Origin of the sequence: Solirubrobacter deserti (assembly GCF_027587175.1) — a bacterium.
Taxonomy (GTDB): domain Bacteria; phylum Actinomycetota; class Thermoleophilia; order Solirubrobacterales; family Solirubrobacteraceae; genus Solirubrobacter; species Solirubrobacter deserti.
Map to the genome: position 1 here is coordinate 57,625 of NZ_JAPCID010000003.1, position 13,283 is coordinate 70,907.

The following is a 13,283-nucleotide window of genomic DNA, read 5'->3' on the forward strand; positions in this document are numbered from 1 at the left end:
TCATGTCCTTCCCGCGGGAGCGATGAGATTGCGCACTTCGCGCAGTGCCACCGGCAACGTTGTCAGATCGAACGTCCCGCCCGCCCGGATCTCGCCCAGGATCTCCTGCGCACGCTCGACCGCGGCCCGGTTGGCGGCGAACCACGCGTCCAGCGACTCGAAGCGCAGCACCTCACGCGTGAGGTCGGCGTGCAGGGAGAACAGGTCGTCGCGCAGCGCGGCGCGCGCCATCGTCGCCCACCGCGTGTCACGCGTGAGCTGAGCGATCTGGTCGCGCAGCCAGTGCAGGTGCAGCCGGCCGCCGAGCTCGAAGTGCAGCGCCGCGACCTCCTCCACGCCGCGCTCGGTCGCGCCCGCCACCTCGACGATGTCCAACGCCGCGAACAGCGCGCCCTGCGAGGCCACGCGCGCCGCCAGCGCCTCCGGCACGCCCGCGTCGCACAGCCCGCCGACGCGCTCCCGCCACGCCTGCTGCTCGGCGTCGACGAGCACGCCGGGCAGCAACTCGGCCACCGCGCGCGCACCGTCGGCGAAGCGCGCGACCTCGGCGCCGATGTCCAGCGGGCGGGGCCGCGTGCGCAGCAGCCAGCGCGTCGCCCGCTCGACCATCCGGCGCCCGCTCAGCAGCATGAACGTCTGCGTGTCGGCCGTGACCTGGCCGTCGAGCGCCTCCACGTCCGCCCACAGCGTGCGCATGTCGAACACGTCGCGCGCGATCACCGACGCGCGCGCGATGTCGGCGTGTGAGGCGCCCGTGTCCTCGCGCAGGCGGAACAGGAACGTCACCCCGGCGCGGTCGACGAGCTGGTTCGCCACCCGCGTCGCGATGATCTCGCGCCGCAGCCGGTGCCGGGCCATCTCCGCGCGAAAGCGCTCGGGCAGCGGCGGCGGGAAGTAGACCGCGAGCTCCTCCTCGAGCGCCGGGTCGTCCGGTAGGTCGGAGTCCAGCAGCGCGGCGTAGAGGGTGATCTTCGCGTAGGCGAGCACCACGGCGAGCTCGGGCTGGGTGAGGCCGAGCCCGGCCTGGCGGCGCTCGGCGATCGCGTCCGCGTCCGGCAGCATCTCGATCGCCCGGTCCAACCGGCCGGACGCCTCCAGGTCACGCATGAAGCGGTCGTGGACGTCGAGCATCGCGGGCGCCTGGAAGCGCGCCAGGGAAAGCGCCTGCGTCTGCGTGTAGGAGCCGCGCAACACGCGCTCGGCGACGGCGTCGGTCATCTCCGCCAGCAGGCGGTTGCGCTGCTTGACGGTCATGTCGCCGGCCGCGACCACGCTGTCGAGCAGGACCTTGATGTTGACCTCGTGGTCGGAGCAGTTGACGCCGCCCGCGTTGTCGATCGCGTCGGTGTTGATGCGCCCGCCCTCGAGCGCGAACTCGATCCGTCCGCGCTGCGTGCCGCCGAGATTGCCGCCCTCGCCCACGACCCGCGCGCGCAGCTCGCGGCCGTTCACGCGCACGGCGTCGTTGGCCTTGTCGCCGACGTCGGCGTGGGTCTCGCTCGCGGCCTTGACGTAGGTGCCGATGCCGCCGTTCCAGAGCAGGTCGACGGGCGCCCTCAGGATCGCCTGGATCAGCTCGGACGGGGTGAGGCGCTCGGCCTCGACGGCGAGCGCCTCGCGCACCTGCGGGGTGAGGTCGATCGACTTGGCGGTGCGCGGGAAGATGCCGCCGCCCTCGGAGATCAGCGCGCGGTCGTAGTCGTCCCACGATGAGCGGGGAAGCTTGAACAGCCGCTCGCGCTCGGCCAGGCTCGCGGCCGGGTCCGGGTCGGGGTCCAGGAACACGTGCCGGTGGTCGAACGCGGCGACGAGCTTGATGTGCGGGGAGAGCATCATGCCGTTGCCGAACACGTCGCCGCTCATGTCGCCGATGCCCGCGACGGTGAAGTCCTGCGCCTGGACGTCGACGCCGAGCTCGCGGAAGTGGCGTTGTACGCTCACCCAGGCGGAGCGCGCGGTGATGCCCATCGCCTTGTGGTCGTAGCCGACCGAGCCGCCGGAAGCGAACGCGTCCCCGAGCCAGAAGCCGTACTGGTTCGCGACGCCGTTGGCGATGTCGCTGAACGTCGCAGTGCCCTTGTCCGCGGCCACGACCAGGTACGGATCGTCGCCGTCGGCGCGGACGACGTGCGAGGGCGGGACGACGTCCTCGCCGACGATGTTGTCGGTCACGTCCAGCAGGCCGGACAGAAAGGTCGTGTAGCACTCGACCACCTGGTCACCGGGCCGCTTGACCACGAAGCCGCCCTTGGAGCCGACCGGCACGATGACGGCGTTCTTGACCATCTGCGCCTTCATCAGGCCGAGGATCTCCGTGCGGAAGTCCTCGCGCCGGTCCGACCAGCGCAGCCCGCCGCGCGCGACCGCGCCGCCGCGCAGGTGCACGCCTTCCACGCGTGGGGAGTGCACGAAGATCTCGAACTTCGGGCGCGGCAGGGGCGTGAGCGGGATCTGGTGCGGGTCGAGCTTGAAGCTGACGTACGGCTTCGGGCCGGGCAGGAAGTAGTTCGTGCGCAGCATCGCGGTGACGACGCTGAGGAAGCCGCGCAGGATGCGGTCCTGGTCGAGCGAGTCCACGGCGTCGATCGCCTGCTCGATCCGCTCCGCGATCCGGTCGGCGCCGCCGCGGGTACCGGACGGATCGAAGCGCGCGCGGAACAGCTCCACCAGCGCGCGCGCCACGCCCGCGTGCTCGAGCAGCGTGTTCTCCATATAGCGGTCGCTGAACGGGATTCCCGCCTGGCGCAGGTAACGGGCGACCGCGCGCAGCATGGTCACCTCGCGCCAGTCGAGCCCGGCGGCGAGGATGAGGCCGTTGAAGCCGTCCTGCTCGGCCTCGCCGCGCCAGACGCGCTCGAAGCCCTCGTGGAAGCGGTCGCGGATGGCGTCCACGTCCACCGGTCCCTGCGCATGCAGGCCGAAGTCGTACAGCCACGCCGGAGGACCCTCGCGCGGGGTGACCTGGTAGGGCCGCTCGTCCGTCACGGTGAGGCCGAGCGACTCGAACATCGGCAGCACGTCGGACAGCGACACGCGCTCGCCGCGCCGGTAGACCTTGCAGCGCAGCGCGCCGGGCGGGGCCTCGAGCGGGCGGTACAGGGAGAGGTCCAGGTCATTCTCGTCGCTCAGGCCTTCGATGCGCTGGACGTCGGCGACGGCCGAGCGCGCCAGCAGGTCGTGGCGGTACGCGGGCGGGAAGGCGGCGCCGTACTGGCGGTTGAGCGCCATCCCGCTCTCCTCGCCGAACTCCTCCAGCAGCGCGTCGAACAGGTCGTCGTCCCACGAGCGGATGGCCTCGACGATCCGCGCCTCCAGCTCCTGCGCGTCGTAGTCCGGGCGGGTCCCGGCGGGCAGGTGCAGCGTGTAGTGGATGCGCACCAGCACCCACTCGGTCAGGCGCAGCCCCCAGTCCAGCGACTCGGCGCCGAGCGCCTCGGTGAGGATCTCGCCGATCTTGATCCGGTTGGCCGTGTTGAAGCGGTCGCGCGGGACGAACACCAGGCAGGAGACGAAGCGCTCGTAGCGGTCCGTGCGCATGAACAGCCGCACGCGCTGGCGCTCGCCGAGCTCGAGGATCCCGACCGCGATCTCGTACAGGTCGTCGACGCCGATCTGGAACAGCTCGTCGCGCGGGAAGGTGTCGATGACCTCGACGAGCGCCTTGTCGTCGTGGCTGCCTGCCACGAATCCGGCGCGCTCGCGGACCGCGGCCGCCTTGCGCCGCAGCACCGGGATGTTGGCCGGCACCTCGCGGTAGGCGCCGGTCGTGTAGAGGCCGAGGAAGCGGCGCTCGCCGATCACGTTGCCGTCGTCGTCGAAGCGCTTGACGCCGATGTAGTCCAGGTACGCCGGCCGGTGGACCGGGGAGCGCGTCGTCGCCTTGGCCAGCACGAGCGGGTCGGGCTCACGGGCGAGCGCGCGCACCGCCACCGGGAGCTTGGAGAAGCCGGTCGACTCGGCCCCGCCCCCGCGCAGCAGGCCGAGGCCGGAGCCCTCGACGGCGCGCAGCGAGTCCTCGGTCAGCTCGTACTCGCGGTAGCCGAGGTAGGTGAAGTGGTGGTCGGCGACCCAGGCGAGCAGCGCCCGGGCCTCCTCGAACTCGTCGGTGTCCACGCCCGCCGGCATCGGCTCCTCGAGCAGCGCCTGCATGCGCTCGCGCATCGGCTGCCAGTCCTCGACCGCCGCGCGCACCTGTGCGAGCACGCCCAGGATCGCCTGCTCGAGCGTCTCGAAGCCGTCCGCCTGGCGGTCGACCTCGATGTGCATGTAGGACTCGTCGCCGATGACCGGGTGGACGAGCACGTGAATGCCGAGCTCGCGCCGGCTGAGCTCCATGCTCGCCGAGTCCACGAGAAACGGCATGTCGTCGGAGACGACCTCGATCGCCGTGTGCGGCGACTGCCAGCCGTGCTGCTCGAACGTCGGGTTGTACGCGCGCACGCGCGGCTCGCCCGGGGCGCGATCCTTCCCGAACGCCCAGTGCGCCAGCGCGGCGCCGTACAGGTCGACCGGCTCGCGGCCCTTCAGGTCGGCCGCGGGGGCGCGGCGGTAGTACTGGCGGACGAACGCTTCGGCTTCGGCGACCTCCTCCGGGGCCACCCGCTCGCGAACCCGTTCACAGACCGATTCGATGAGCGCCGACTCGACGTCCTGCGCTGGAGTGGACATGTCACGGACGCTACGCCTTTCCGTCGAGCTCAGCCACTTTGAGCCGCAGCGCGCGCAACCGGTCGGCGACCGCCAAGCGCATCGTCAGCTGGTTGCGGTCCAGCGGCTTATTGAGGAAGTCGTCGGCGCCGGCCTCGATCGCGGTCCGGATCTCGTTGTCGCCGCTGAGCGCGGTCAACATGATCACGTAGCAATCAGGCCCGTAGGCGGCGCGCACGTGGCGGCACAGGTCCGGGCCCGCCATGCCCGGCATCATCCAGTCGGTGATGAGCACGTCGGGGACCGCGGCCTTGAAGTGCGCCCACGCGGATTCGCCGTCCTCGGCGGACTCGCACTCGTGGCCCATCCGGTTCAGCACTGCTTCGAGCACGCGGCGCGAAACCGGATCGTCCTCCGCGACAATGATCTTCACTGAGTTGACGGTTTACCCAGCGCCGCGCGGGTCAACCGCACCGCGTCCGAGAGACGGCTGAGCGGCGCCTGCACCGCGTCGAGCTCTCCCGCCTTGGCCAGCCGCTCGAGCTCGGCGGCCGCGCCGGACACCGCGACGGCACCGATGTTCGACGCGCTGCCCTTGAGCTGGTGCGCTCCGCGGCGCAGCGACTCGGCGTCCCCGTCCTCGGCGGCGCGCCGGAGCTCGTCCATGCGCGGGTCGATGTCGGACAGGAAGAGGTCGCAGATCTCGGCCACGACGTCCTCCCCGCCGATGTCGCGGGCCAGCGAGGCGAGAAAGCCGCGGTCCATCACGGTCGGGTTGGGCGCATCGATCCAGCGCCGGAGCACCTCGTCGAGCGCGTCCGCGTGCAGCGGCTTGCTCAGGTAGTCGTCCATCCCGGCGGCCAGACAGCGCTCGCGCGCGCCCTCCATCGCGTGCGCGGTCATGGCGATGATCGGCGTGTGGCGCTCCTCGCCCTCGATCTCGCGGATCTCCGCCGTGGCCGCGTAGCCGTCGAGCACGGGCATCTGGCAGTCCATCAGCACCGCCGCGAACGGCTCGCGCCGGATCGCCTCCACGGCCTCGGCGCCGTTGTCGACGACCTGCACGCGGAAGCCCCGCCGGCGCAGGACGTTGAGCGCGACGGCCTGGTTGGTCGGGTTGTCCTCGGCGAGCAGGATCGGCGCGCCGTCGCGGGCCGGCGCCGACGCCGGCGGCTGGGCGGCCGGTGCCTTGGGCGTGGGGGCGCGGCCCACCATCGTGTTCGCGATCGTGTCGTATAGGCGCGACTCGCGCACGGGCTTGGTGAGCGTCGCGTTGATGCCCGGGCCGCCGCGCGTGCGGCCCGCGGAGCTGAGCAGGATCACGCGCGGGCCGCCCTCGTCGAGCGCGGCCGCGACGCCGAGCCCGTCCAGGCCGGGCATGTGATGGTCGAGCAGCACGAGGTCGTACGGCTCGCCGGCGGCACGCGCCTTGCGGATGCAGGCCAGGCCGGCGTGCCCGTCGTCGGCGCTTCCGGCGTTCATCCGCCACGAGTTCAGCCGGCGCTCGAGGATCTCGCGGTTGGTCGCGTTGTCGTCGACGATCAGGACCTTCAGCCCGGCCAGCTCGCGCGCCGGTGTCCGCTCGCGCGTCTGCGCCGTGGCCATGCGGACGGTGAACCAGAACGTGCTCCCCTGGCCCGGGACGGACTCGGCGCCGATCCGGCCGCCCATCATCTCCACCAGCTGGCGCGAGATCGCGAGGCCCAGTCCGGTGCCGCCGTACCGGCGCGTAGTCGAGGCGTCGGCCTGGCTGAAGGAGTCGAAGAGCCCGTCGAGCTTGGCCGGGTCGATGCCGATGCCGGTGTCGCGCACCGCGACCCGCAACCCGCCGGTCTCGGCCGTCACGGTCACGACGACCTCGCCCTCGTGCGTGAACTTGAGCGCGTTGCCGACGAGGTTGGTGAGGACCTGACGCAGCCGGACCTCGTCGCCGGTCACCGTCCGCGGGACGTCCTCCGAGATCTGCGCAACGAGCTCGACGTCGTCGCGGGCGCGTCCCGCGAGGAGGTCGCAGACGTCGGCGACGGCCTCGCGGATGTCGAAGTCCACCGGGTCCAGGTCGAGCTTGCCGGCCTCGATCTTGGAGAAGTCGAGGATGTCGTTGATGATCGACAGCAGCGCGCCGCCCGAGCTCTTGACGGTCTCGGCGAACGAGCGCTGCTCGTCGTCGAGCGGCGTGTCCAGCAGCAGGTCGGCCATGCCGAGGACGCCGTTCATCGGGGTGCGGATCTCGTGGCTGACGTTGGCCACGAACTCCGACTTCAGGCGCGCCGCCTCCAGTGCCTCGTCGCGCGCCACCACGAGCTCGGCCTCCGCCCGCCGGCGCTGCATGAACTGGCCGAGATAGACGGCGATCGAGGTCATCGTGGACTCGACATCGCCGTCGCGCGGGTGCACCGCGTCGTCGAAGAACTCGAGCACGCCGAGGCACGTGCCGTCGCTGATGACCGGAACGGCGAGGCCCCCGCGGAGCCCGAGCGCCCGCGCGTGCGCGAAGCGCTCGTCCTGCTGCGCGTCCACGATCCAGGCCGGCTCTCGCGCCGCCCACGCCTGCCCCGCGAGCCCTTCACCGCGTCTGAGCGAAAGATCGCCGGCTCGGGCCCGGATCTCCTCGGCCGTCTCGGCATTCGACGACCAATGCGCCGCCAGCCGGAGCTCGCCGCCGTCCACGAGCCAGACCGCGCCGACCTTCCAGCGCAGCGCCGTGCAGACGAGCTCGGCGAGCCGCGGAGCCGCCTCGCCGAAGTTGCCGGCACCGGCCAGCACGCGTGTGGCGGCGTGCTCGGCATCGGTGCGGCGCTGCTTTCGGACCCGATCGGATACGTCGCGGAAGACCGACGCCACACCGACGACCCGGTCGCGACGGCGCAGCCCGCTCAATGTGTACGACAGGACCCGCTCGACGCCGTCGCCACCTTGCACGACCTCACCCTCCACGTAGCGGGTCTTGCCGTCCCGCAGCGTCGCGAGCGGGAGTGAGCTGGAACCCTCCGCGACCGAGTGTCCGCGCAGATCGTCGGCGCCGAGCAACTCGTGCGCCGCCGGGTTGGCGTACGTGATGATCCCGTCGGCGTCGGTGGTGATGATGCCGTCACCGACCGAACGCAGGATGCCTTCGTGCTGGCGCGCCTGCAGCGCCAGCTTCAGACGCGCGCGACGCAGCGCGAAGCCCGCCCCGGCGAACAGCGCCACGACCAACGCCCCGAGGATGAGCGCCAGCCGCAACAGCCAGTCCTCGTCCGCGTGCCGGCGCGCCTCGATCGCCGCGACGGTCCGGTCACGTTCGCGCAGCAGCCGGCCGAACACGACGTCGTCGCGCGGCGTCGCCCGCAGCAACACCACCTGGCGGCAGAGCGTGTTGGCGGCGCTGCGCACGCCGTCGTCCCCGCGCGCACGCAGCCGATCGCACGCGTCCAGGGCGGCGGCCAGCGGCGTGTCCACATCCGCGTCGGGGAAACCGGCCGCCCGTCGCTCGGCGGCGAGCCGGCCGAGCGAAGCCTCGTTGCGGATCGTCGCCACATACTCGCGCCATTGCGACGTGTGCTCGAGCGTGTTCCGCGACAGCTGGTGGTTGGCGAACACCGCGGCGATGGCGGCGAGCACCGCCACCGCGAGCAGGATGCTGGCCCCCGGCGCGCGGACTGGCGACCGCCGTGACGTCACCCGAGGAGGTGTTTCCTCCGCCCGGTGGAGATAAACGGAGGACTACCGGACCAAAGTTGACGCCTCGCGCGGAAAACTCACGCCGGTGAGGCGTTCGGACTCGGCCCACAGCCGCGCGGCTGCCTCGGCGTCCTGCGCGGCGGCGCTGCGCCCGACGACGGTCGGGTACCCGCGCATCTCCCCACGCCCGTCCGGCCCGATGTAGGTGTCCCCGGGGATGTCCTGCGTGGCGGCGAACAGCGTCGGCAGCGCGCCCATGTCCCCGCTCTGCGCCCACAGCCGGTTACCGATGGTGTGCACCAGCAGGTGCTCGATCGGGTTACCGGAGTTGCGCTGCAGGTTCGTCGCCGCCCATCCCGGGTGCGCGCCGACCGCTCTGACCGACGAGCCGGCCGCCTCCAGCTCGCGCTGCAGCTCGGACATGAACAGCAGGTTCGACAGCTTGGCCTGCCCGTAGGCGCGGTGGCGCTGGTAGCCCTGCTCCCAGTTGAGATCGTCGAAGCGCATCTTGCCGAAGCGGTGCGCGCCGGAGGCCACGACCACCACCCGGTCGGTGATGCGCGGCAGCAGCAGGTTCGTGAGAGCGAAGTGCCCGAGATGGTTGGTGCCGAACTGCATCTCGAACCCGTCGGCCGTGCGCGCCAGCGGGATGTTCATCACGCCCGCGTTGTTGACCAGCACGGCGACGTCCTCGTCCACGGCCTGCGCGAACGCGCGCACCGAGCTCAGGTCGGCGAGGTCCAGCGCGCGTACCTCCGTCTCACCCGGCATGCCACGCGCCGCCTCCTCACCCTTGGCGGTGTTGCGGACCGCGAGGATCACGCGCGCGCCCTTGCGCACCACCTCGCGCGCGGCGGCGAGACCGATGCCGCTGTTGGCGCCGGTGATGACGTAGGTGCGGCCGGTCTGATCGGGGATGTCGGTGGCGGTCCAGGGGCTCATGCGCTCTAAAGTAGACGATGACAACAATGATGTCAATGGCAACATCCTAAGCTGTCCGTAAGTGCCTCCGGTCCGGACCTACCACCACGGGAACCTGCGCGCGGCGCTGCTCGAGAGCGCCGAGCAGACGCTTGCCGAGGGCGGCGAGATCTCGCTGCGCGAGCTCGCGCGCAAGGTGGGCGTCAGCCACGCCGCGCCCCGCCGCCACTTCTTCGACAAGCAGGAGCTGCTCGACGAGCTCGCGCTCGACGGCTTCCGGCGCCTGGGCGCGCAGCTCGCCGAGGCGCTCGCGGGCGAGGACCCGCTGGCCGCATGGGCGCGGACCTATGTCCGCTTCGCCACCGAGCACGCCGCGCTGCTGGAGCTGATGTTCGCGGGCAAGCACCGCTCGCGCGAGCTCATGGCCGCCTCCCACCGCTGCTTCTCGCCCGCGTTCGCGCTGTTCGAGTCCGAGCGCACGGGCGTGGTCGCCTTCGCGACGCTGCACGGCCTGGCCGGGCTGATCAACAGCGGCATGCTCGCGGCCGAGCGCTTGGACGAGCACGTGTCCGACGCCATCGAGCAGATCCGTCGGGGGCTCGTGGTGTGATGGCGAGATGGAGCGAGATCTTGCGAGCGTCGAGCTGTGGGAGCGTTCGCTGGAGCGCTCGCGCCGCCGCCGGGCGCAGAGCAAGCACCGTGTGACGGGCGTGCAGGTGTCGGCCGCGCTGCTCGCGGCGACGGTCGCGGTGCCGTCGGCCCCCGCCGCGGCGCAGGAGCTCGAGCGCGGCAACACCGGCGACGACGTGCGCGCCGTCCAGCGCGCGCTGGGCATCGTGGCCGACGGCGTCTTCGGCCCGGTCACACGCCGCGCGGTGCGGGACTTCCAGGCCCGCAGCGGGCTCGTCGTGGACGGCATCGTCGGCCCGGCCACCAAGCGCGCGCTCGGGCTCGCGGGCGCGCCTGCGCCCGCGTCCCCGCGCGGGTCGTCGAACGCGGCGACGGTCATGGCCATCCAGCGCGCGCTCGGCATCTCCGCCGACGGCGTGTACGGGCCGATCACGCGCCAGGCCGTGCGGGACTTCCAGCGCAGCCGCGGGCTCCTCGTGGACGGCATCGCCGGTCCGGCGACGCTCGGCGCGCTCGGCGTGTCCGGCAACACCCAGGGTTCCTCCGGCTCCGGTTCCGTCTCTGCCCCTTCCGGCTCCGGCATGTCGGCGGTCGGCGCCGCGCAGTCCAAGCTCGGTGCGCCCTACGAGCTCGGCGGCGAGGGTCCGGCCTGGGACTGCTCGGGCCTGACGCAGTGGGCGATGGCCCAGGCCGGCGTCACGATCCCGCGCACGAGCTTCGACCAGTTCAACGTCGGCACGCCCGTCGCGCGCGAGAACATCCAGGCCGGCGACCTCGTGTTCTTCGACGCCAACGGCCCGGGCGCGTCGCACGTCGGCATCGCCACCAGCGCGACGACCGTGATCTCCGCCACCACGCACGGCGTGCGCGAGCACCCGATCGGCGGCGACTACTGGGGCAGGCACTTCCACGGCGCCCGCCGCTTCTGACTTGCGCACGGTCTGCGCCGATTCTGCACCGACTCTGTGACGACTCACGCGCCCCGACGCTGATCCGTCCGGCCGACCGCTAGGTTCAGCGAGCCATGGAGGATGCGCCCGGCACCCCGTTCGAGGATGAGATCGTCATCCGCCGCATCCGCTTCTCCAGCGAGGACACGGGCTTCGCGGTCATAGACGCCGACCGCGGCGGCGACGAGCTCGTGCTGGTCGGCCCGCTGGCGCACCTGGAGGAGCGCGAGCACGTGCGCATCAGCGGCGTCTGGCACGAGGATCGCCGCTACGGCCCGCAGGTCAAGGTATCCATGGCCGAGTCGGTGCCGCCGTCGGGCGACGAGGCGCTGCTCGCCTACCTCAAACGCGTCCGCCACGTCGGCGGCGTGCGCGCCGCGCGGCTGCTCGAGCGCTACGGCGAACGCGTGCTGGAGATCGTCGATGAGGACCCCGGCCTCGCCTTCCGCCGCGCCGGCCTCTCCCACGCCCGCTCCAAGGAGGCCGCGAAGTCCTGGCAGGCGCTGCGCTCCACCCGCGCCCTGCACCTGCTGCTCGCCCCGCACGGCCTCGCCTGGCTCGTCCCGCGCATCGCCGCCGAGTACGGCGAGCGCGCGCACGACACGGTTCGCAAGCGCCCGTACGAGCTCACCAACGTGTTCGGCGTCGGCTTCCAGATCGCCGACACGATCGCCCGCGCGGCCGGGGTCCCGCGCGACTCGCCCGGCCGCCGCCGCGCCGCGGTCGTCCACGTCCTGATCGAGGCCGAGCGCGACGGTTCGACGTGCCTCCCCGTGCCGGAGCTCACGGCCAAGGCCGGCACGCTGCTCAACGGCCCGCCGCCCGACGCCCAGCTGCTGCACGACATGGTCGAGCACGAAGACCTCGTGCTGGAGGCCGACCCGCCCGCACGCACGCCCGCGCCCGCGCCGGACTCGCCGGCCCTGTGGGCGTATCGGCCCGTCACCGCCCGGCTCGAGGCCGAGCTCGCCGCGCTCGTCAACGGGCTGGCGAACGCGCAGCCGACCCTCGAGCCGGCCGTCGTCGCCACCGACGACCTCGTGCCCGCGCCCGAGCAGGCCGGCGCGGTGACGGCCGCGTTCACGTCGCGGCTGTCGATCGTCACCGGCGGTCCCGGCACCGGCAAGACCGCGACGATCCGGCTCATCTGCGCGGCGGCCAAGGCGCAGAAGGCGTCGATCGCGCTCGTCGCGCCCACCGGCCGCGCGGCACGGCGCATGGCCGAGTCCACGGACATGGAGGCGTCGACGATCCACTCCGCGCTCGGCTGGATTCCCGGCCAGGGCCCGACGCGCGACGAGATCGAGGCCGACCTGCTGGTCGTGGACGAGACGTCGATGGCGAACCTCGAGCTGCTCGTCACGTTGCTGCGGGCGGTCGGGGATCAGATGCACGTCGTGCTCGTCGGCGACGCCGACCAGCTCGCCCCGGTCGGCGCGGGCAAGCCGTTCGCGGAGCTGGTGGCGACCAAGGCGGTGCCGGTCGCCGAGCTCACGCACATCTTCCGGCAGGCGGCGGGGTCGATGATCGTGCGCGGCGCGCACGCCGTGCGCCAGGGCCAGCCGCCCGACTTCACGCCTCACGAGGGGTTGCAGCGCGACCTGTTCCTGATCGAGCGCAGCGATCCCGCGGCGGCGCTGGACGAGATCGAGTCGCTCGTGAGCGCGCGGCTGCCCAAGCACTACGGCGTGGACCCGCTGACCGACGTGCAGGTGTTCGCGCCCGTCTATCGCGGCGCGCTCGGGATCGAAGCGATCAACCAGCGCCTGCGCCAAGCGCTCAACGCCGGCGGGCGCCCGGTGATGGGCGGGCGGCTGCGGATCGGCGACAAGCTGATGCTCTCCGGGCGCAACCTGCACGAGCTGGGCCTCATGAACGGGACGATCCTGCGCCTGCTCGACCACCAGGACGAGAAGCTCGTCGTGAGCGCGGACGGCGTCGTCGTCGAGCTGCCCGACGAGGAGGCGCCGCGCCTGCAGCTCGCGTACGCGTGCTCGATCCACAAGGGGCAGGGGATCGAGCTGCCGGTGGCGATCGTCGTCGCGCACCCCGCCGCCGGTCCGTACTTCCTGCGCCGCGAGATGCTCTACACGGCGATGACCCGCGCGCGAAAGGCGACGCTGGTCGTCGGCACGCGCGCCGTCGTGACGCGCGCGGCGGCCACGCCGGACACGTCGCGTCGGTATTCGCGCCTGGCGGTTAGGCTTGCCGAGGATTGACGGTTCGGGTCCGTCTCGGCGCTGGGCTCGCGCGCCTCTCGGTCGCGCCGCTCAAGTCTGTCCAGCTCGCTGAGGGCGCCACCGTGCGCGACCTCTTCGCCCGGCTCGCGGAGGACGAGCCGGACCTCGCGCCCGCGCTGCGATCGGTGCTCCCGGTCGTCGCAGGCGCGCACGTGACCCGCGACCATCACCTGGTCTCAGGTGAAGAGGTCGCCCTGCTGCTGCCCGTCTCGGGCGGCTGAACAAGGAGTGG

8 protein-coding genes are annotated in these 13,283 nt (G+C 72.3%); 4 read left to right on the forward strand and 4 right to left on the reverse strand.

Features of this window, described 5'->3' with window-relative positions:
- From OJ962_RS02540 to OJ962_RS02555, 4 genes are all read right to left on the reverse strand, one after another.
- A complete protein-coding gene (locus tag OJ962_RS02540) occupies window positions 1–4,668 on the reverse strand; it encodes an NAD-glutamate dehydrogenase (RefSeq protein WP_202955487.1) in 4,668 nt (1,555 codons plus the stop codon).
- A gap of 10 nt (window positions 4,669–4,678) precedes the next feature.
- Window positions 4,679–5,080, reverse strand: coding sequence for a response regulator transcription factor (locus OJ962_RS02545; protein WP_202955486.1), 402 nt, complete (start codon window positions 5,078–5,080; stop codon window positions 4,679–4,681).
- Window positions 5,077–8,256, reverse strand: coding sequence for a response regulator (locus OJ962_RS02550; protein WP_270006162.1), 3,180 nt, complete (start codon window positions 8,254–8,256; stop codon window positions 5,077–5,079). The genes OJ962_RS02545 and OJ962_RS02550 overlap by 4 nt, the downstream gene beginning before the upstream one ends.
- Before the next feature lie 96 nt (window positions 8,257–8,352).
- Entirely contained in the window at window positions 8,353–9,252 is a 900-nt protein-coding gene (locus tag OJ962_RS02555) for an oxidoreductase (RefSeq protein WP_202955484.1), read from the reverse strand.
- A 61-nt stretch (window positions 9,253–9,313) separates the two neighbouring features.
- Here OJ962_RS02555 and OJ962_RS02560 point away from each other — a divergent pair, with 61 nt between their 5' ends.
- The 4 genes from OJ962_RS02560 (at window position 9,314) to OJ962_RS02575 (ending at window position 13,272) form a co-directional block, all read left to right on the forward strand.
- The gene (locus OJ962_RS02560) at window positions 9,314–9,841 is read left to right on the forward strand and encodes a TetR/AcrR family transcriptional regulator (RefSeq protein WP_202955483.1); all 528 of its coding nucleotides are present in this window, start codon (window positions 9,314–9,316) and stop codon (window positions 9,839–9,841) included.
- Window positions 9,842–9,848: 7 nt separating this feature from the next.
- Window positions 9,849–10,790 carry a C40 family peptidase gene (locus OJ962_RS02565; protein ID WP_202955482.1) on the forward strand — a complete coding sequence of 314 codons (942 nt, stop codon included), beginning with the start codon at window positions 9,849–9,851 and terminating at the stop codon, window positions 10,788–10,790.
- Window positions 10,791–10,885: 95 nt separating this feature from the next.
- On the forward strand, window positions 10,886–13,030 hold the full coding sequence (recD2, locus tag OJ962_RS02570; protein WP_202955481.1) for an SF1B family DNA helicase RecD2: 2,145 nt from the start codon (window positions 10,886–10,888) through the stop codon (window positions 13,028–13,030).
- Entirely contained in the window at window positions 13,027–13,272 is a 246-nt protein-coding gene (locus tag OJ962_RS02575) for a MoaD/ThiS family protein (protein ID WP_202955480.1), read from the forward strand. The genes recD2 and OJ962_RS02575 overlap by 4 nt, the downstream gene beginning before the upstream one ends.
- The last annotated feature ends 11 nt before the right edge of the window (window positions 13,273–13,283 follow it).

Excerpts from the sequence above, each read along its gene's own strand:
- OJ962_RS02555 (WP_202955484.1), bottom strand. The coding sequence starts at position 9,252 with ATGAGCCCCTGGACCGCCACCGACATCCCCGATCAGACCGGCCGCACC.
- OJ962_RS02565 (WP_202955482.1), top strand. The coding sequence starts at position 9,849 with ATGGAGCGAGATCTTGCGAGCGTCGAGCTGTGGGAGCGTTCGCTGGAG.
- recD2 (WP_202955481.1), top strand. The coding sequence starts at position 10,886 with ATGGAGGATGCGCCCGGCACCCCGTTCGAGGATGAGATCGTCATCCGC.
- OJ962_RS02540 (WP_202955487.1), bottom strand. The coding sequence starts at position 4,668 with ATGTCCACTCCAGCGCAGGACGTCGAGTCGGCGCTCATCGAATCGGTC.